General features: G+C 44.2%; 13 protein-coding genes and 1 riboswitch. Of the genes, 8 read left to right on the forward strand and 5 right to left on the reverse strand.

Translation table 11 applies throughout. The features are described from left to right. The first annotated feature begins 753 nt into the window (after window positions 1–753). A complete protein-coding gene (locus AB4Z45_RS29305) occupies window positions 754–8,037 on the forward strand; it encodes a 5'-nucleotidase C-terminal domain-containing protein (RefSeq protein ID WP_441912855.1) in 7,284 nt (2,427 codons plus the stop codon). 171 nt (window positions 8,038–8,208) lie between these two features. Next, a complete protein-coding gene (locus tag AB4Z45_RS29310) occupies window positions 8,209–9,165 on the forward strand; it encodes a sugar-binding transcriptional regulator (protein WP_076267183.1) in 957 nt (318 codons plus the stop codon). A 77-nt stretch (window positions 9,166–9,242) separates the two neighbouring features. Here AB4Z45_RS29310 and AB4Z45_RS29315 read toward each other — a convergent pair whose 3' ends face one another. After that, on the reverse strand, window positions 9,243–10,088 hold the full coding sequence (locus AB4Z45_RS29315; protein WP_441912856.1) for a bifunctional 5,10-methylenetetrahydrofolate dehydrogenase/5,10-methenyltetrahydrofolate cyclohydrolase: 846 nt from the start codon (window positions 10,086–10,088) through the stop codon (window positions 9,243–9,245). Window positions 10,089–10,153: 65 nt separating this feature from the next. Beyond that, window positions 10,154–10,232: riboswitch (ZMP/ZTP riboswitch) on the reverse strand. A 182-nt stretch (window positions 10,233–10,414) separates the two neighbouring features. Between AB4Z45_RS29315 and AB4Z45_RS29320 the strand changes: the two genes are divergently transcribed. The 4 genes from AB4Z45_RS29320 to AB4Z45_RS29335 all read left to right on the forward strand — a co-directional run bounded on the left by AB4Z45_RS29320 (window position 10,415) and on the right by AB4Z45_RS29335 (window position 15,354). Continuing rightward, window positions 10,415–12,139 carry an ABC transporter ATP-binding protein gene (locus AB4Z45_RS29320; RefSeq protein ID WP_441912857.1) on the forward strand — a complete coding sequence of 575 codons (1,725 nt, stop codon included), beginning with the start codon at window positions 10,415–10,417 and terminating at the stop codon, window positions 12,137–12,139. A gap of 3 nt (window positions 12,140–12,142) precedes the next feature. After that, window positions 12,143–13,882 (forward strand): ABC transporter ATP-binding protein, encoded by a 1,740-nt coding sequence (locus tag AB4Z45_RS29325; protein ID WP_441912858.1) that lies wholly within the window; start codon window positions 12,143–12,145, stop codon window positions 13,880–13,882. A gap of 72 nt (window positions 13,883–13,954) precedes the next feature. Further along, window positions 13,955–14,233, forward strand: a complete 279-nt coding sequence (locus tag AB4Z45_RS29330) for a hypothetical protein (RefSeq protein WP_076267180.1) — start codon at window positions 13,955–13,957, stop codon at window positions 14,231–14,233. Between the two features lie 254 nt (window positions 14,234–14,487). Then, window positions 14,488–15,354, forward strand: a complete 867-nt coding sequence (locus AB4Z45_RS29335; protein ID WP_441912859.1) for a YitT family protein — start codon at window positions 14,488–14,490, stop codon at window positions 15,352–15,354. A gap of 57 nt (window positions 15,355–15,411) precedes the next feature. Here AB4Z45_RS29335 and AB4Z45_RS29340 read toward each other — a convergent pair whose 3' ends face one another. The 3 genes from AB4Z45_RS29340 to AB4Z45_RS29350 all read right to left on the reverse strand — a co-directional run bounded on the left by AB4Z45_RS29340 (window position 15,412) and on the right by AB4Z45_RS29350 (window position 18,413). Next, window positions 15,412–16,614, reverse strand: coding sequence for an SLC45 family MFS transporter (locus AB4Z45_RS29340; RefSeq protein ID WP_441912860.1), 1,203 nt, complete (start codon window positions 16,612–16,614; stop codon window positions 15,412–15,414). Window positions 16,615–16,619: 5 nt separating this feature from the next. Next, window positions 16,620–17,357 (reverse strand): glycerophosphodiester phosphodiesterase, encoded by a 738-nt coding sequence (locus tag AB4Z45_RS29345; protein WP_441912878.1) that lies wholly within the window; start codon window positions 17,355–17,357, stop codon window positions 16,620–16,622. A 111-nt stretch (window positions 17,358–17,468) separates the two neighbouring features. Beyond that, window positions 17,469–18,413 carry a hypothetical protein gene (locus tag AB4Z45_RS29350; protein WP_441912861.1) on the reverse strand — a complete coding sequence of 315 codons (945 nt, stop codon included), beginning with the start codon at window positions 18,411–18,413 and terminating at the stop codon, window positions 17,469–17,471. 184 nt (window positions 18,414–18,597) lie between these two features. Here AB4Z45_RS29350 and AB4Z45_RS29355 point away from each other — a divergent pair, with 184 nt between their 5' ends. Both AB4Z45_RS29355 and AB4Z45_RS29360 read left to right on the forward strand, forming a co-directional pair. Further along, window positions 18,598–18,951 carry a metal-sensitive transcriptional regulator gene (locus tag AB4Z45_RS29355; RefSeq protein ID WP_441912862.1) on the forward strand — a complete coding sequence of 118 codons (354 nt, stop codon included), beginning with the start codon at window positions 18,598–18,600 and terminating at the stop codon, window positions 18,949–18,951. Between the two features lie 23 nt (window positions 18,952–18,974). Continuing rightward, window positions 18,975–19,175: a copper ion binding protein gene (locus tag AB4Z45_RS29360; protein ID WP_441912879.1), complete on the forward strand. Its 201-nt coding sequence runs from the start codon at window positions 18,975–18,977 to the stop codon at window positions 19,173–19,175. 88 nt (window positions 19,176–19,263) lie between these two features. On the opposite strand, the gene AB4Z45_RS29365 is transcribed toward AB4Z45_RS29360, so the two are convergent. Continuing rightward, window positions 19,264–19,761: a DinB family protein gene (locus AB4Z45_RS29365; RefSeq protein WP_441912863.1), complete on the reverse strand. Its 498-nt coding sequence runs from the start codon at window positions 19,759–19,761 to the stop codon at window positions 19,264–19,266. Between the last annotated feature and the right edge of the window lie 143 nt (window positions 19,762–19,904).

Consider the following 19,904-nt stretch of genomic DNA (forward strand, 5'->3'; position numbering starts at 1 on the left):
AGAAAACCTTATATGCGTAAAAAAGAGCTCATTTACATCAATTGAGGTCTAATAAGGCTCCCTAGGTTCGTTAGAACTAAAAAGGTAGCATTTTAAAGCAAATAAGGTGTTTGGTGTTCGTTAGTTTTCAGTTGCAATGATCAATTGCTCATCCTTGCATTTCCCGCTTGTTTGATAAGTCCTGACTTTTCTTTTGAGTCCTATGAATATCGTATCTTTCGACACATTAATGGGAGTTTCGTAGAGAAATTAGAAGGGCAACACATCTCTAGGCACGCTTAAGTATTTGAAAATATTGTAACATTAAGCATGAATATACGGAAAGAACCACTTAGGCATTTATAAAATAGACAAAACGAACCATTAAAGTTACATATCAAGTTATGTATATGGTACTTAAAACACAATTTCACTCTATTTAAAACAAATCCTTCTACCAATTGACAGAAAAAATGTTCCGTTGTATACTCTCCATAAAGTATTGTGTTAGTTTACATCACATTAATAAGTAGATGGTTTATAAACTTTGGGCCCGAAGTTAAATTCCCCTTCCTTCATCAATGCAAATAGTCTGTTCACGGATGTTATGCATGTTTTTGGAGTAAGGGGATTTTTTATTGCCAGCTATGAACAAATGTGCATGTTTACGAGAACTTAATTTCATTTTGATGTTGTGATTACACTTTGTAGCTAATCTAATTGTTGGGTAAACTATTTTATTCATTAATGGTTGTGGAGAGGGGAAAATGTAGGATGCACAAATTGGTCATACGAATACAAAGAAAAGCTTGCATGCTGTTAGCGGCTCTTCTTTTGGTTGGAGGTACGCTCGGCAGCTTAGGTGCGCCGGTTCAGGCGTCGCCTGCAGGAGATAATATCGTTATTTCACAAGTGTATGGCGGTGGGGGAAACGGAACTGGCTCGACGTTTAAGCAGGATTTTATTGAGCTTTACAATCCAACGAATCATGACATTTCATTGGATGGAATGAAATTGTTTTACGGATCGGCATCTTCGAAAGTGGGGGTATGGCCGGATAGTTTCATGCAATTAAAAGATATTAAGGTTGGAGCTGGAAAATATTATCTAGTTCAACAGTCTGCGGGTACAGATGTTAATGCCCCTAACCTGCCTAGTCCGGATGATACTGGCACCCTTGCCTTGGGAGCAGCGGGAGGAAAGGTAAAGCTAGTAGATAGTAAAAATAATATCATCGATTTGGTTGGTTATGGTACCAGCGTTGAATTTGAAGGCGCAGGTCCTGCTGGTACTTCACTTACTAATGTTACAGCAGTGATTCGTAAAGGTAATCGCGCTCAGGACACTGATAACAATAAAGCGGATTTCGAAGTGGGCACTCCTGACCCGCGCAACTCCACATACGGTGTTGTCGCTGTTGATGTTGAAGCAGTAACGCCAGACGTGAACGAAGGAGCTGTACTTCCGGGTACAATCATTAAGCTCTCGACGCCAACAGTTGGCGCCAGCGTTTACTACAGTGTATATGGAGCAGGTGATGCACAAGTCGCTCCAGAGGACTTTACATGGTATCAACCGAATGTAACAGAAATCAAAATTAATGCGCCTACAACGGTTCATACTTATGCCAAAAAAGAAGGTTTTCCAAATAGTGCTTTGCGTGAATATTCTTATACGATCTCTACACTAGTGACTATCGCACAAGCACGTGCGGCTGCACTTGGTACAAGCGTAACTCTTAGTGGTGTTGTAACACACCGAGCGGATTCAGGCGCTTTTGTAAATCTTTTCGTACAGGATCAAAACGGAGGCATTATTGTTAGAGTTCCAAGCAGCGTCTCGGCACAGCCGGGGGACGTCATTGAGGCTTTCGGCAAGCTGACTGAATTTTCGGGATTGCTTCAATTGGAGGCATCTGCTGAAAATGCAAAAGTAACGGGTTCTGCTCCTATTCCAGATCAGATCGTTGTTGATTCTTCGAGCTTTGGCAAAACCACTGAAAATCGCAACAAATTCGAAGGTCGTTTGGTTCAAGTCAAAAATATTAAAGTTGAAAGTGTTGCCAGCGGCGTTGTTACAGCTACCGATGCTGTGAATGGCGGCAAAGTTATTATTTATTCTTCCGATGCTTCGTTCGTGGCAGGTAAAACTTTCGAGCAGGTTACTGGCGTTATGACGTTCCATTCCAGTGTAGGATTGGAATTATTGCCGCGTTATACACTAGACATTGTTGAGAAACGGTTGGCTGTTCAAGCGAGCATTCCGTCAGGCGGCATTAACGCTGGAGGAGCTGTATCGCTAAGCTCACTAGTTCCGGGTGGTGTGATTCGTTACACGACAGACGGAACAGTTCCTACAGCTACAACAGGAACGCTTTATACAAAAGCCATTGTCGTAAATGCGGATATGGTCATTAAAGCAGTCGTAACAGCTGGTGGAGTGACAAGTGATGTATCGACGTTTACGTATAAAGTATTAGAAAATACGAATGGTATTGCCATTCATACAATTCAAGGTGAGACGCATAAATCGATCTATACCAATGTAAAGGTTTCGAATGTTACTGGTATTATTACTTCGGTCAGTGCGAATTCCTTCTACATGCAGGCACCTGATGGGGAGCAGGATGAGAATCCGAATACGTCTGAGGCTATTCAGGTGTACAAGCCAGCACATGGTCTAGCTGTTAAGGATGGAGTATCAGTCACAGGTACTGTAGAGGAATTTGGAAACAGTCCATCTTTGACTGTAACGCAAATCAATGCAGCAACAATCACTAAGGTATCGAGCAATAACCAGCTTCCTACAGCTACATTGGTAGGAACAGGCGGCAGAATCATTCCTAACCTGATCGATACCGACAGCTTTAGCAAGTTCAACCCAGAGAACGATGCAATTGATTTCTTCGAGAGTTTGGAGAGCATGCTCGTTGAAGTGAAAAATCCAACGATTACTGGACCTTACGCGAATGCGGTAACTCCAATTACGTTTGATAATGGTGCCAACAATCCAGTGAAAACCGCTGTAGGCGGAATTGTATTGCAAGGAAATGGTTTGTCTGCTATTGATAGCAGCTTGAACCCGCAGAAGCTGTATGTTGGCGGATCAAAGCCAGCTGGTGCAGAAATTAAAACTGGAGATGCTTTTAATGGCAATATCGTTGGCGTAATTCAATACGCTGGTGATCTGTATAAGCTGATGCCTACACAAGCTTTGCCAACTATCGTACGCAGCGCAAACGTCCAGAAGGTAACGAATATTGTACCTAACCCGGACAAGCTGACGATTGCTACATTTAATGTGGAAAACTTCAGCGCAGATCAAACCGCTAAAGCTGCAAAAATTGCTTCAATTATTGTAACGAATATGAAGCAGCCAGACATTATCGGTTTAATGGAAGTACAAGACAACGACGGTGAAAAGGATACCGAAAATACGGATGCTGACCAAAGCTTCAAAACGCTGATTGATGCGATTAAAGCAAAAGGCGGACCTACGTATTCTTATACAGACATCGCTCCTGAGAGAAATAAAGATGGCGGCGCTCCTGGCGGTAATATCCGAGTAGGCTTCTTATATCAAGCCGAACGTGTAACACTTGCTCAAGGAACGAAAGGCGATTACAAATCAACAATTAAAGTAAACGGAATTGGCGGCTTAACGCAAAATCCTGGTCGTATTGGCTCTGATGACGCTTCAACATTTGCTTCATCTCGTAAACCGCTTGTAGCAGAATTTATGTTCCAAGGAAAACGAGTTGTTGCGATTGCGAACCATCTGAATTCAAAAGGTGGAGACGGCAAGCCTTGGGGTGATGTTCAGCCGGTTGTTCGCAGCAGCGAAGTGCAGCGCGCGAAGCAAGCGGAAGCTGTTAATAGCTTCGTGAAGGAATTGACAACGAAAGACCCTGAAGCAAGTGTAGTCGTGTTAGGCGACTTTAACGATTTCCAATTCTCAGGCACATTGAACAAAATTAAAGGCAATGAATTAACAAATCTTGTTGATACGCTGCCAGTTTCAGAGCGTTACTCGTATATCTATGACGGTAATTCACAAACGCTTGATCACATCCTCGTGGATAAAGCGAATGGGACAACAGCAGAAATCGACGTGGTTCACGTCAATGCAGATTTCTCTACAGAACAGGGCAGAGTAAGCGATCATGATCCGCTTCTTGCGCAGCTGGATCTGTCTTCTAAAAAAGCGGCTGAGTTTGCGATGACGCTCATGCATACGAATGATACACATGCGAATTTGGCGAATGTTGCAAAGAGAGTTACTGCAGTTCAGCAGGTTCGAAATGAAACAGTTAATTCACTCCTTCTTGATGCTGGCGATGTATTCTCGGGCACTTTGTATTTTAATAAATACTTAGGCCAGGCAGATTTAACGTTTATGAATTTGATGAAATACAATGCTATGGTTTTCGGTAATCATGAGTTTGACAAAGAATTATCGGTGCTGGCAGATTTTGTGAAAAAAGCAAAATTCCCATTTGTTAGCTCCAACATTGATTTCAGCAAGGAGCCTGCACTTAACGGATTATTATCCGAGCAAGCGGCTGGTGAAGCGGCTCAGGATGGAAAGATTTATAATTCACTTATTCTTGAAGTAGGCGAGGACAAGACGAAAGTCGGCGTAATTGGCTTAACTACAGAGGATACGAAGTTTCTTGCGTCTCCGGGACCAAATATCATATTTAATGATTATATCGCTAAAGCGAAAGAAACCGTCAAAATGCTGCAAGATCAAGGCATCAACAAAATCATTGCTTTGACTCATCTTGGTCATGCATTCGATCTTCAATTGGCTGAGCAAGTAGCTGGAATTGATGTTATCGTAGGAGGTCACAGCCATACGAAAGTAGACGCTCCTAAGGTAGTCAAGACACATGGAGAGCCAACGCTAGTTGTACAGGCGGAGGAGTATAACAAATATTTGGGACGCTTGGATCTCAAATTCAATCAAGCAGGCGTACTGACTAAATGGGATGGCAAACTGCTCGATATTGCAACATTTGCTCCAGATCCGGTAGCGTCTGAATTGCTTGATCCATACACAAAGGGTATTGAAGCTATTAAACAACAGGTTATTGGTAAAACGAATGTATTTTTAGATGGTGGCAACCCTTCTGGTCGTGTTGCGGAAGTCAATCTTGGAAACATAATGACAGATGGAATGGTTTCTAAAGTGAAAAGCTTTGTTGACAGCAATCCTGATTTAAAGAAATTGGATGTAAAAGGATTCGTGGGGATTCAAAATGGTGGCGGAATTCGTAAACCTATTCCGCTGAAAGCTATAGGCAAAGCGGATGGTGACATTACACTAGGTGAGCTTTTGGAAGTTATGCCATTCGGCAATAATCTTACATCACTTCGTATGACGGGTCAGGAAATTGTGGATGCGTTAGAGAATGGTGTAAGCGGCATTGAAACGGTTCAAGGTCGATTCCCACAAGTATCTGGCATGCGTTACTACTATGATTCCAAGAAGCAGCCGGAAGTACTAGATGCGAATGGACAGCTTGTAACTGCGGGTAAGCGTATAGCAAAGGTAGAAATTAAGAACGCTGACGGCAGCTACAGTGCTATTGATCTGAATGCTTATTATTTTGTAGCAACAAATTCTTTTATGGCTAATGGCGGAGACTTCTACCGCTCCATGAAGAAAGCGAAAGATGATGGTCGTCAGTATGAGATGAACATCGTTGACTACGAGGTGTTTATCGAATACCTTACGAAAATAGGCACTATCAATATGGGGTTAGAAGGCCGTATTACAGATCTAAAAGGCGAGCCGCTTCCAGGTGACAACGATCCATTTAAGCTAACGATTATGCATGTGAACGACACGCATGCTCACCTTGATTCGATTGCAAAACGTTTTACAGCGATTAAAGAAATTCGTGCAGAAGTAAAAGACTCTATCTTGCTAGATGCAGGTGATGTGTTCTCAGGTACGCTGTTCTTCAACAAATATCTTGGTCAAGCGGACTTGGCGTTTATGAATAAGATTGGTTATGACGCGATGGTATTCGGAAACCACGAATTCGATAAAGGTCCATCCGTACTTGCTGATTTTATTAAAAAAGCGGAGTTCCCGTTTGTAAGCTCAAATATCGACTTCAGCAAGGAACCTGCAATGAACGGACTTGTGTCTGAGCAGGCAATCGGTAAACCAGCTGCGAAAGGTAAAATTTATGACGCGATCATATTGGATGAAGGCGGGCAAAAGATCGGCGTATTCGGCTTAACAACGGAGGACACAAAATTCCTTGCATCGCCAGGAGATAATATTGTGTTCGAGGATTATATTAAGAAAGCTGAAGAAACGGTCAAAATGCTCGAAAAAGAAGGCATCAATAAGATTGTGGCATTGACGCATCTAGGAAATGAATTTGATAAAGTATTGGCTGAGAAGGTTACGGGCATCGACGTTATCGTCGGTGGACATAGCCACACGAAGGTTGACGCACCGCTTGTATATCATGCTACGGGAGAACCGACACTCGTTGTACAGGCAGAACAATATGGCAATTATTTGGGCCGTTTGGACCTCGAATTCAATAACAAAGGGATATTGACCGCATGGAATGGCAAGCTGCTTACAGTTAGCGGTTATGCAGCGGACCCGGAAGCTGTTGAAATGTTGAAGCCATACAGTGCGGGTGTTGCCGATATTCAGAAGCAAGTCATCGGTAAAACAAATGTGTTCCTGGATGGTGATCGTAATTCTGTACGGTCAAAAGAAACCAACTTAGGAAACTTGATCACAGACGGTATGGTCTCCAAAGTAAAAAGCTTCGTAAACAGCAACGAGGCATTAAAGCAATTGGATGTAAAAGGTTATGTTGGCATTCAGAATGGCGGAGGTATTCGCGAATCAATTAAGAAAACCGCTGAGGGTAAAGTAGATGGAGACATCTCGATGGGCGAATTACTTACGGTGATGCCTTTCGGAAACAACCTTACGGCGCTTCGTATGACAGGCCAAGAAATTATTGCTGCGCTTGAGAACGGTGTAAGTGGAATCAAAACCGGAGAAGGCCGCTTCCCGCAAGTATCGGGCATGCGCTTCTACTACGATTCTAATAAGAACCCTGAAATATTGGATGCAGACGGAAAGCTTAAGCAGGCTGGCGAACGCATTACGAAGGTTGAAATTAAAAACGCAGACGGCAGCTACAGCGCAATTGATTTGAATGCTTATTATTTTGTAGCAACAAACTCATTTATGGCTAATGGCGGCGATTTCTATCGCTCGATGAAGCAAGCCAAAGATGCTGGACGTCAGCACGAAATGAACATTGTTGACTACGAGGTATTCTTGGAGTATATCAATCAACTAGGTACGATTAATGCAACGACAGAAGGACGCATTGTTGATGTGAATGTTGTAGTTCCGACACCTACTCCAACACCAACAACACCGCCGGTGACAACACCGACGCCGACACCAACGCCAACACCGACGACACCGCCGGTGACGACACCAACGCCGACACCATCCATCACATTTAGTGATGTACGCGGCCACTGGGCGGCAGATGCTATTGCGAAGGCAGTGGAAATTGGGTTTGTTAATGGGTATGGAGACGGCACGTTCCACCCTGGAGACACAGCAACAAGAGCACAATTTATTACAATGGTAGGCAGGGCGCTGAAGCTTGAATCGTCGACAAGCAAGCTGGACTTTGCAGATGCAGATAAAGTTCCTGCATGGGCACGCTCCTTCTTTGCACAGCTTATTGAAGATAAGGTCATTGCAGGCTACGAGGATAATACGCTTCGACCATCAAGTGAATTAACAAGAACGGAAATGACCGTAATTCTTGTTCGCGCACTAGGCATTAAAGTTGATCCGAAGGCGAAGCCGACGTTTGCTGATTTGAGTGACATCCCTGTATGGGCACGTCCTTATATCGCTGCGGCACAAGCCGAAGGACTAGTAGCAGGCATGGGCGGCAATAAATTTGCACCTAAGAAAAATGCAACAAGAGCAGATGTGGTTACACTGATTTTGTCCGCACTAGAGTATGAAGGAAGAAACGGAATTTAATTAAGCAAAAGCGTCCCATTCCACTTGTTAAGAGTGGGGTGGGACGTTTTTTTTAGTAAGATTTGTTGTTTTCATACAAAGAAGGCGACACTTCATTTGAAACCTATGTTAAATTAGAGGGAGTAGATACCGTTTGCATTTCTAGACATAAATAGAAAGAGTGAAACTTGGATGGCTGATGATCGACTGGATGATAAGCTTAGCAAAATGATTGATGTAGCAAGGCTGTATTATGAACTAGATTATAATCAGGAAGAAATCGCTCAGAAGCTGGGGGTATCGCGCCCTACGATATCAAGATTTTTACAGCAGGCGAAAGATGAGGGGTACGTTCAAATAAAAATCGTACACCCGAACGAAAACAATTTTGTTCTGGCGAATCGTTTGGAAGCGAAGTTTGGGCTGAAAAAAGCGGTTATCGTTTCTGTGCCGCAGTATGAGGACAGCATCGTAAAAAGGTATATTGGCGAAGCGGCAGCGAACTATTTATACGATACGGTAAAAGATGGCGATATCATTGCGACAACGTGGGGAACGACGCTCTTTCAAATGGCTTCTCAGCTTAAGGATAAGCCGGTTCGCGACGTTAAGGTCGTGCAGCTCAACGGAGGGGTTAGCCATTCAGAGACCAATACATACGCTTATGAAATTGTTCATTTATTCGGCAAGGCTTTCCATACGATACCTTACTTTATTCCGTTGCCGGCGCTTGTTGATCATGAGGTTGTCAAGCGGACGATTGAATCGGATCGCCATATCCGCAATATTTTGGAGCTAGGGAAGCTCTCTAATATTGCCGTTGTAACCGTGGGAGCCCCTACGGATGATTCTGTATTAATTAGAGCCAATTATTTCACAGATTCCGATCTGGAAATTATTCGCGAGAAGGCAGCTGGGGATATATGCTCACGCTATATCGATATAACAGGCAATATTTGTTCAACACTCATGAACCAGCGCACGATTGGAATCAGTCTCGATGAACTGAAGCGCAAGGACCAGTCGATACTTGTGGCAGGCGGAGCGAAGAAGGTAGATGGCATTTATGGCGCGCTGCGCGGCGGCTACACGAATGTACTCATTACCGATCAGTTTACAGCGAGGTATCTATTAGAACGGGATGTGTAGACGTCCTATAGAACGAACGAGGGGATCTTAGCTGCAAGGCAGCAAATAAGATCCTCTCGTTTTTCTTCCTATCTCTCTTAATGAAGTGCAAATCGCTCAGCGGAGTCAACCGTATGCTTCAGAAGCGTGGCGATCGTAACAGGACCTACGCCTGCAGGCACAGGGGTGATCGCACTTGCTTTTGCTAGGCACGCCTCGTAATCAACGTCCCCAATATTCCCTTTATTGTACCCTGCATCTAGCACTACAGCGCCATCGCGAATCCATTCGCCTTGAATAAAGCTTGGTTTGCCGACTGCAGCAACGACGATATCGGCAAGACGCAATAGCTCCGCTACATTTTCCGTTTTGGAATGACAGGTTGTTACGGTTGCATTGCGGTTCAGCAGCATCTGAGAAACGGGTTTGCCGAGAATCGGGCTTCGTCCAACGACGACGGCATGTTTGCCTTCAACCTTGATGTTATAGTAATCAAGAATAGCCATAATAGCAGCAGGGGTACATGACGGATACTGGGCATAACCAAATGCATTTTGAGCAAAACCTAGCGCGGTTACACCATCAACATCCTTATGGATACTAATCGCTTCAAAGGCAGCACGCTCATCAATTTGATGCGGTACGGGGTGCTGCAAGAGGATGCCGTGAATAAGCGGGTCTTCATTAAGCTGCAAAATAACGTCAATCAAATCATCCGTTGAAATGTTTTTGTTCAAATGAATACGTTTGGAATCAATGCCAAGCCTCTTGCATGCATTGCCCTTCATTCGAACGTAGGTTTCAGACGCAGGGTCATCGCCCACCAGTATCGTCGCTAAGCATGGAATGATTCCCCGCTTGCTTAGAGTCTCAACTCTTTCTTTCAATTGCTCTTTAATCGCATCGGCCACAATGGCTCCATCCAAAATCAGTTTCTCCGTCATCTTCTACCTCAGCCCCTTATAAATAGATGTTAAAAAAACATAAAAAGGCAAGGGGTATGTCCCCTTACCTTTGCCCAGGCGTACGGCTAATGATCTGTGCGCTTCCTCATGGCTATCCATGTTCCGCCAGTTACGCACAGCTTTTTATTGGTATTTTGATTTTAACAGGTGGAAAGTTCAAAAGCGAGCCATCAACGTTATTTTATGATTATTTAGGTGTAGAAACAAGAGAATGGGTGCTATAATTACTATACCAAGAGGGAGCGGGTCGCGCTGCCCTCTTTATTTGCAGTTTGCGCAAAATGATGGGAGATTGAGGTGGTAAGTTGTTAAAGCTCACTAGATTTTTGAGGAAATATTGGCTGAGCGCTGTGCTGGCACCGTTGTTTATGCTGCTAGAGGTGTTCATGGATTTGCTGCAGCCGCGGTTCATGGCGAGCATTGTGAATGAGGGCATTATAGCAGGTGATCTCACAGCAATCGCGAGCACCGCTCCCAAAATGCTGATCGCCGCATTAATCGGACTAATAGCAGGTGTCGGCTGTACGGTGTTCTCGACGATAGCGTCGCAAAACTTTGGGGCTGATCTGAGGCAGGAGCTGTTTCAAAAAATCCAGTCGCTGTCGCTTCGATCGCTTGACCGTTTTGGTTCAGGCTCGATCGTGACGAGACTGACGGGCGATGTCACACAAATTCAGAACTTAGTATTGCTGCTGCTTCGCGTATTTGCACGAAGTTCATTCATTATTATCGGCAGTCTGGTCATGGCTTTTGTAATAAGCCCGCGCCTATCTATTATTTTGCTCGCAATGATACCCTTATTAGCTCTCTTCCTCATCATTACAACTCGGATTACCGTTCCTTTGTTTTCAATGATGCAGCACCGGCTCGATCAAGTGAATACCGTTATGCAAGAAAATTTGTCCGGTATCCGTGTTGTGAAAGCATTTGTACGGTCCGATTACGAGGAAGAACGTTTTAATGAAACAAACTCAAATCTACTGCATGCCAGTCTAAAAGCAGCTAAGATCGTTGCGCTTAATACGCCGCTTGTGTCGATCATTCTTAATTTTAGCATTGTAGCTGCATTATGGTATGGGGGAATGCTTTCTGAGCACGGGGCGCTGTCAGTGGGCAGTCTCGCCGCCTTTTTAACTTATATTACACAGCTTCTCTTTTCTACTCTAGGACTTGGAAATCAATTGATTGCAATCTCTCGGGCCAAGGCTTCTGCTGACCGAATTAACGAGATATTGGAGGTGCCGGCAGATAAATGGACAGCTGAACGAAAAGCTAACGAGCAGTCCAAGAAAATACAGGCTGGCAGAATTACGTTTGACCATGTGAGCTTCAGCTATGAAGGCTCGGAGAAAAATATACTTCACGACATAGATCTGGATATAGAGCCGGGCGAGACGATTGGGATCGTAGGGGTGAACGGCTCAGGAAAATCAACGCTGGTCAGCCTCATTCCAAGGTTTTATGAAGCGACAGAGGGGATGATTCGCATTGATTCCCATCCAATTAACGAGATTGCTTCTGCAGAGCTGCATAGCCATATCGGTATGGTGCTTCAGCAGGCGCATCTGTTCAGTGGAACCATTCGTGACAATATCAGCTATGGCAAACCGGATGCGAGTCAGGATGAAATAGAGGCAGCAGCCAAGGCAGCTGAGGCTCATGCCTTCATTATGGAGCTGGAGAATGGCTACGATACGCTGCTTGGCCAGCGCGGGGTCAATCTGTCCGGCGGTCAAAAGCAGCGTTTGTCCATTGCCCGGACGCTGCTGCTGAAACCCAAAATTGTCATCCTTGATGATTGTACAAGCGCGGTTGATCTGAGAACGGATTTACTCATACGCAAATCATTGCAAGAGATTATGAAGAGCAGCACTTGTCTTATCATTGGCCAGCGAATTGCATCCGTACAGCAGGCAAATCGGATTATCGTGCTTGAGGATGGTCGAATTACAGCCATTGGCACGCATCAGGAGCTTCTTGAACAAAGCAAGCTATACCAGAAAATGGCCTTTTCCCAGCAAGGAGCTTGATAGATGAATCATACGCTAACGACATTAAGAAGAATTGGAACTTATTTGCTTCATGGCCGCGCTAGACTGCTGGCGGTTATTGCACTAACGATAGTTGCCGCAGGGCTTACGCTCGCTGGTCCTTATTTTTTGGGCAAAGCTTTGGATGATTATATTATTGCGAAGCGATACGATGGGCTGCTTTCTATTTGTTTGCTTATGTTTGGCCTATACGCGGCTGGCAGCTTAGTCAGCTGGCTTCAAGCCCTATATTTAGCTGATGTGTCGCAGCGGACCGTATGGAGCCTTCGCAAGGAATTATTTAATCATTTGCAAAAGCTGCCTATCCCGTTTTTTGCGAGTAAAAATCACGGAGAGCTCATGAGCCGCACGACAAATGACATCGACAATGTTACGAATACGCTGAATCAAAGCTTAATTCAGATCATCTCAAGCGTCATCATGCTCATAGGCTCGTTCGCGATGATGCTTTTCTTAAACGTGTGGCTCACGCTTGTAGCACTTATCGTTATTCCGCTCATTGTTATAGTTACCAAACGAATTGCGAAGATAACCCAGCGTCAGTTCAAAGGACAGCAGCAGGAGCTTGGCGGGCTTAACGGGTTTATTGAGGAGACGGTATCGGGGCACAAGGTCGTAGCCCTGTTTCATCAAGAGGAGCGCATGGCTGAGAAGTTCAGCGCCGCTAATGCCAAGCTGAAGAGAGTCGGAACAAAAGCCCAAATTTATTCAGGTACGATGGGCCCGTTCATGAACATGTTTGGTCATATCAGCTATTTGATCATTGCAGGTGTCGGCGGCTGGCTGGCAATTCATGACCATGCAACAGTGGGCGTCATCATAAGCTTTCTCGGTTATTCAAAGCAATTCTCTGGCCCTCTAAATGAGGTTGCCAATCAATATAACATGATTCAGTCAGGGGTAGCAGGCGCGGAGCGGGTATTTGAGATGATGGATATTCCATCAGAATATGAAGAACCCGAGTCCGTGAAAGAGATGGAATCGATTGGCGGCAAGGTAGAGTTTCGCGATGTGCGGTTTGAATATAACGACGGAACCGCAGCGCTTAATAACATCTCCTTTATTGCGAAGCCGGGAGAAACCGTTGCGCTAGTGGGTCCAACTGGAGCGGGCAAGACTACGATCATTAATCTGATTGGGCGATTCTATGAGATCAAGGACGGTCAAATACTGATTGATGACGAAGACATTTGCACGATAGACAAAAACAGCTTGCGCAAACAGCTAGGAATCGTGCTGCAGGATGCCCATTTGTTCTCGGGTACGATTCGTGAGAATATCCGCTACGGCAAGCTGGATGCTACCGATGAAGAGGTGGAAGCGGCGGCTGTTCAAGCGAATGCGAATAGCTTCATCACGAAGCTGCCGCTAGGCTATGAGACCGAATTGACAGCGGAAGGCGGGAACATAAGCCACGGGCAGCGCCAGCTTATCACGATTGCTCGTGCCATTCTTGGAGACCCTGCGCTGCTTATACTCGATGAAGCAACGAGCAGTGTAGATACGCTGGCTGAGCTCCAAATTCAAGAAGCGATGAAGAAGCTGCTTAGCGGCAGAACGAGCTTCGTTATTGCTCATCGTCTCAGCACGATACGAAATGCGGATACCATTTTATTTATTAAAGATGGTGAAATCGCGGAGCGCGGTACACATGACGAGCTTCTCGCCAAAAAAGGGTTGTATGATCAACTGCATGGCAGTCAATTTTTACAACAAGTATAGACGTACTGTCTCATAAAGGTTATATGAATGTGGTACAATGAGACGAGCGATACAATTAGGAGATGACTAACGATGACAGAACAACTGAACGAGCAAGAACTTTTGCAGTATATAGCAAACGAAACAAACGCGGATGAGAAGCTGATTAAGCTTGTATTAAAGCATGAGCAAGCGTTCATCGGCAGCGCGAAGGAAGATAAAAATGGCGAGGTAGATATCGACGGCGACGAGCTCGTAGATTATGTACTGAGCCGTCCTGATGTAAAGTCCAATGAGCTGGTTGTGGAATCAATCTTGGACGCAGAAATGGATTATTTGATGGACAAAGGCCTTGCAGGTTACGTAGACTAATTTGTGAGCATAAAGGTAAGTTTATGAGGAACTGCTTCCAAGCGCATGTTGGCTGAGGCAGTTCTTCTTTTGTTGAAAAGCTTATAATATTTTTGTAAACACTAGCTGAAAATAGATGTTTTGCACGGTTATTGCGACGGAATAAGGACAGGATAGTACAGCATATGTTCTAAACGAGGTACATGCGTTTTTGAAAAAAATGCTTTTTTATGCTAAAGTTATAGGATGAAATCGGGAAAACGGAGGATGGGCAGTTGGCAAAAACGCATAAAGGGTTATCATCTTTAGAAATTTTTAAGCGATTTATTTTTATTACGATTGGTTCGATTTTAATGGGCGTCGCACTCGAATTGTTCCTCGTTCCGAATAATGTAATCGATGGTGGCATTGCCGGCATATCGATTATGTTGGCGCACCTCACCTCGCTTCCACTCGGCGTGTTCTTGTTCGCAGTGAACGTACCATTCCTAATTCTTGGTTACAAACAAATTGGGAAAACGTTTGCGATCTCGACCCTTTATGGCATTATCGTCATGTCGGTCACGACATCATTGCTCCATCACGTTGAAGCATTTACAGAAGAAAAACTGCTCGCTGTATTGTTCGGTGGTCTTATTCTCGGTGCAGGTGTGGGTCTTGCGATACGTTTCGGCGGGTCGCTGGACGGCGTAGAAATTGTATCGATCCTGATTTCGAAGAAAATGCGTATGCCAGTTGGACAAATTATCATGATTTTTAACGTTATCATTTTTGTAATTGCGGGTTTTGTGTTTGAATGGGATTCAGCCATGTACTCGATGTTTACATATTATATAGCGATTAAATTAATTGATATCGTTGTGGAAGGTCTCGATGAGTCGAAATCGGTAACGATTATTTCCTCTGAATATGATGAAGTATCGCAAGCGATTATTGACCGTTTAGGCCGTACAACGACTTTGATCCAAGCGCGCGGCGGCTATTCGAAGGATGAAACGCAAATGATCTATTGCGTCGTATCCCGTCTTGAGCTTGCGAAGCTCAAAGCTATCGTGCAATCCATCGATGAGAATGCCTTTATTGCTATCGAGCATGTATCCGACGTCATGGGCGGCGGATTCAGCAAAGGCAGCATCCACTAAGGTATAACAATAAAATCCGGCTGCGGCGTCAGAAGACGCGCAGCCGGATTTTTTATATTATAGGCTTGATGGAATAGCTGAATCACTCACAGGTCTAGCGAGACCTTTGTCTTTTACACATAGCAGGAACAAGAGCGCAATAACCATGCCTCCTGATGAGAAGTAGAACAGTACGGAATATCCAAGCAGATCAATCAAGCCGCCCATGAGCGGCGGTGAAGCGATAGCAGCAAGTGAAGAGATTAAGTAATAGATGCCTGTCCGTGTACCGATGCTTTGCTCTTTGCCGAGAGAAACGATAAACGGATAGGAATTGATATTGATCATCGCCCAGCAAATGCCTCCGATAATAAGCAAGGTACGAAGCGGGAGCAGCGCGTCTGCGAAAGAGATTGCAGCAAAAATAACGATGAGGCCAATAACCCCTGACGTGATAATAAGCTTTTTGCCGAAGCGGTTGCCAAGCAGTCCGCTTGGAATGGCGGCTGCTACAAAAGCGAGTGAGAAGAAGGCGAGCGAGAATGATGATTGGCCTTCGGTCAGCTGTAAGTGCTTTGTGCCGTACAGAGTAAAGAAGGCTTCAACGCCTTGATAGGAAAGAAACCAGAAGAAAATTGCGCCAAGCAAAAAGATCGTAGGACGGTTCCATTGTTCTTTAAACGATATTTTTGTTTTCTCCTCAGCAGGCGAGTAAGAGAGCGCATCACGTTTTTCTTTTATGTTATTCAAGAGAATGACTAAACAAATGAGCGTTAAAATGGATGCAACTAGAAAAGGGAGCGAGTGATGTTTCTCATATAGAAACGAGCCTCCTGCGAAAGCGATAATGGAGCCGATGCCGCCCATGAAGTTAATAATGCCATTTGCTTTTGTACGCTTGCTGTCATGAGTGATGTCGGGCATAAGCGCTACTGTCGGGGAGCGGTACAAGCTCATCGACAGATTCATAAGCACCATAAACAATACGAGCGTGAGCAAGCTTGTGTGCCAAGGGATGAGCGCACCGAACAAGGCTGCAAGCGGCATGCCGATGAGCAAATAGGGCATTCTTCGGCCAAGGCGCGTGTTTGTGCGATCACTGCGGCTTCCAATCCATGGCTGCAAAAAAAGAGCAAAGTAATTATCGATCGTCATCATGAATCCAATCAGCGCTGTACTCGTCAAAAACTTATCGAGAAAAAAGGGGACGAATGCGTTGTAAAGCGCCCATGTAATGCTGATGCTAAAAAAACCGAACCCGAGCAGCCATGTTTTTTTCATACCGCTTATGCCCCTCTCCTTAACAGCACCTCAGCCAATCGATCAGGATAATCCGTAATGATTCCGTCTACACCTGCGTTAAGGAGTCGCTCCATCTCTTCCGCATCATTAACCGTAAACGGATGGTAGGCAATGCCATGTGCAGCGGCGGAAGCTGTCCATTCTGGCGTTACAGCGTATTTGAAAGGATGCAGTGCATCAGCCTGAAGCGTCGCAGCATATTCCCAAGGACGATAAAGCCCTTCCATATATAGAACACCGGTACGAATTTCAGGCGCCAGCTGCTTGCAGAGCAAGAGCGAATAATGATTGAAGCTGGATAAGATGATGCGATCAGCCATTCCAAAGGCACGAACTATGTCAATTACCTTTTGCTCCAAACCTGGATACTGGATGATACCGTTTTTAAGCTCGATATTTAAAATGATATCCGAATGACGGAGAAGCTCAAGAAGCTGCTCTAAAAGTGGAACTCGTTCGGCTTGGAACGCGGGGTCAAACCAGCTGCCGGCATCGAGTGACATAAGCTCCTCGTATGCTGTATCTTTTACAAGCCTGTTCAAGCCGGTTGTCCGCATTAGTGATTCATCATGAATGATAACGATTTGATCGTCCTTCGTTAGTTGAACATCAATTTCGATGCCAGTAGCACCTAGCTCAATGGCTTTCTTGAATGCAGCGAGCGTGTTTTCGGGACAATAGCCGCTTGCTCCGCGATGGGCGAAATTAATAATAGTTTTAATAACGATTCATCCTTTCTGCACAATAGAGTCTATTACTAACTATATAGAAGTAATATTATGGCTGTGTCAAACACGAAAAAAAAGTGGGCTCCGGAATGATTCCAATAAGAGTTAAGCGAAGCGATAATACAGGAGGAGGTAGGTAGCTAGTACGAAAATAAAATTAAGCGGAACAAACACCATTTGCGTGAACGTCGTGCGATAAACGGAGAGCGGTTTCTTATAGATGCAAGCGCCTTCGATAATAAACAAAAGCAGTACGATGTGAATCATAAAATGACCAATCAGCTCTTTCATGCCAAAAAGCATCGTTGCGGAGATGAAAATGAAGGTTAGCACCACAGACAACATTCGGTTTAAAATACCGATTACGAGTAAATAACCGACCACAAACTCAATAAAACCAGCCATGACGATAAATAGTGAGTTGTCAAAACCAAACGTGGGTACGTGATGTTTAATAATAATGTCCTCTGCCATTGTCGGGTAAATCCATTTTTCTACGGCGACCCAGCAAAGCGATAAGCCTGTTCCCAAATAGAGAAGGGGGAATCCCCATTCAGATAGTTTGGTTTTCTCGAGCAGCAGGGCGCCGATAATGGCCAAATAAAAACCATAATCAAGCATATGAAATATTCCGGCTTCAATGCCTGTTTCAATGAACAGAAAGAGCAGCACAAGCGCACCAATTTTTGTTGCATAATGCCGCGGAATAAGCAGTAATATGATTGCAGCCCACATTAGGATCGTATGCCAGCCGTCTGTAAGCTTAAATTCCAGTGCGAAGCGTGTTCCAGAAGCTGCTTGAATGAGAAGAGCAGCAGCTGTGCCGTACTTTAGGATGGGTAAGGAATATCGCCGGAGCTTAACGAGCTGACGATCCACTTTTGTAGACAAATTTGAGCTCGATAACTCAGGAAGGAACTTGGTTAGCACGGCGAGCAAAACGGTGACGATGATTGCCAGCTTCATGAAAAAAGGAGAAAGAATGGCGGCAAGCGGTTGTTTCTCCGCGATGATGTCTGTAAACCATTTGACATGTGCATAATAATCCATTAACTGATATTCCTCCGATTCGATGTGGTTTAGGATGAACACGAGGATGATCGTAGCATAATAGAGAAAAGAATAAAAGTGTAATATAAGGGATAAATTTACATTATTAATAAGAGTATTTACATACCCCTTAGGGGTATGGTATTATAAATTTATCAAGTAATACCCCATGGAGGTATGCGAAATGGACAATGATGCAATAATCGATGGGAGTCATGAGCATTCCCATCCACCGGATGACTGCTGCGACCCAAATGGTCCGCGGAAGAGTCATCACTCCTCACAAATGAAGGACAATTTAACAAAGCGCTTGAACCGAATTGAAGGACAAATTAGAGGCATTAAGGCGATGATAGAGAAGGATACGTATTGTGATGACGTGCTTAATCAGATTGCCGCAGCACAATCCGCTCTGAACAGTGTCGGCAAGCTGCTGCTTGAAGGACATATGCGAAGCTGCGTAATTGAACGTATTCAAGCAGGCGAAAGTGAAGTTATCGATGAATTGCTAATAACCGTTAACAAACTAATGAAATAATAGACGGAGAGGGGATTTTAATGATGGCAAACGCAGTATTGAAGGTAGAGGGCATGACATGCGGTCATTGTGTCAGTTCGGTTGAGAAGGCCGTTGCAAATGTAGGAGCGGTAGGCAAGGTAGATTTGGCAAACAAGAAAGTAACTGTCGATTTCGATGATTCGAAGGTTACGATAGAGGCAGTAAAAGCAGCGATTGAGGATCAAGGCTACGACATCGTATAAAATAAAGCAGGTAGGGGGCTGAATGCAGCCCCTCTTTTTTTTGGTTCTGATTTCGTTTATTATGAAAGCAATAGATGTAATGTTTATATTAAAGAAGTGCTTTTAAATCTTTAATTTGCTCTGTATGCCGCTGCTCGTGCAAATATAGCAGTTCGATCCATTGATCTAATGGCAAGTTGCCAAACCTCGGGTGATTCACTGCTATTTCCTCCACAATAGATTTATCCTCAATCTTAACAAGAACATCCATTAATTTAATTCTTGATTCGCTTAATAATTGAATGATCTGTGATACTTGAAATGGTCCTGAATCAGGTTCTGAAATTTGGGGAGCTTGATACTTCACCGACTTATCCAACACAATTTCAATAGGCTGACGTTCGGCTTTGGATAAAATCTTTTGCTTAAGCCCGAACAAAATGGCCTTTCTAAACAAATTTTCCGTTTTCAATAAATGATGGCAAACCTGAGCTATGCTCCACATTGAAGTTTCAAATGTACGATTGAATTCATCGTCATCTAGGCATGATATTTCATTTAACAATTTCTCTCTAGTTGTAGATAAATACTCATTAAAATCATCCATCTGATCCTCTCCTTAAGCGGATGGTAATATCTACTATAATCATATAACAAGGTACTATGACTTGGTACTATTTATTACAATATTCTAAGCACTGGGATAACGCATACTATCGTCCGTTAGCAGGATTGAGGCTGAAGTCGATG

Source organism: Paenibacillus sp. MCAF9, from assembly GCF_052114265.1.
Taxonomy (GTDB): domain Bacteria; phylum Bacillota; class Bacilli; order Paenibacillales; family Paenibacillaceae; genus Pristimantibacillus.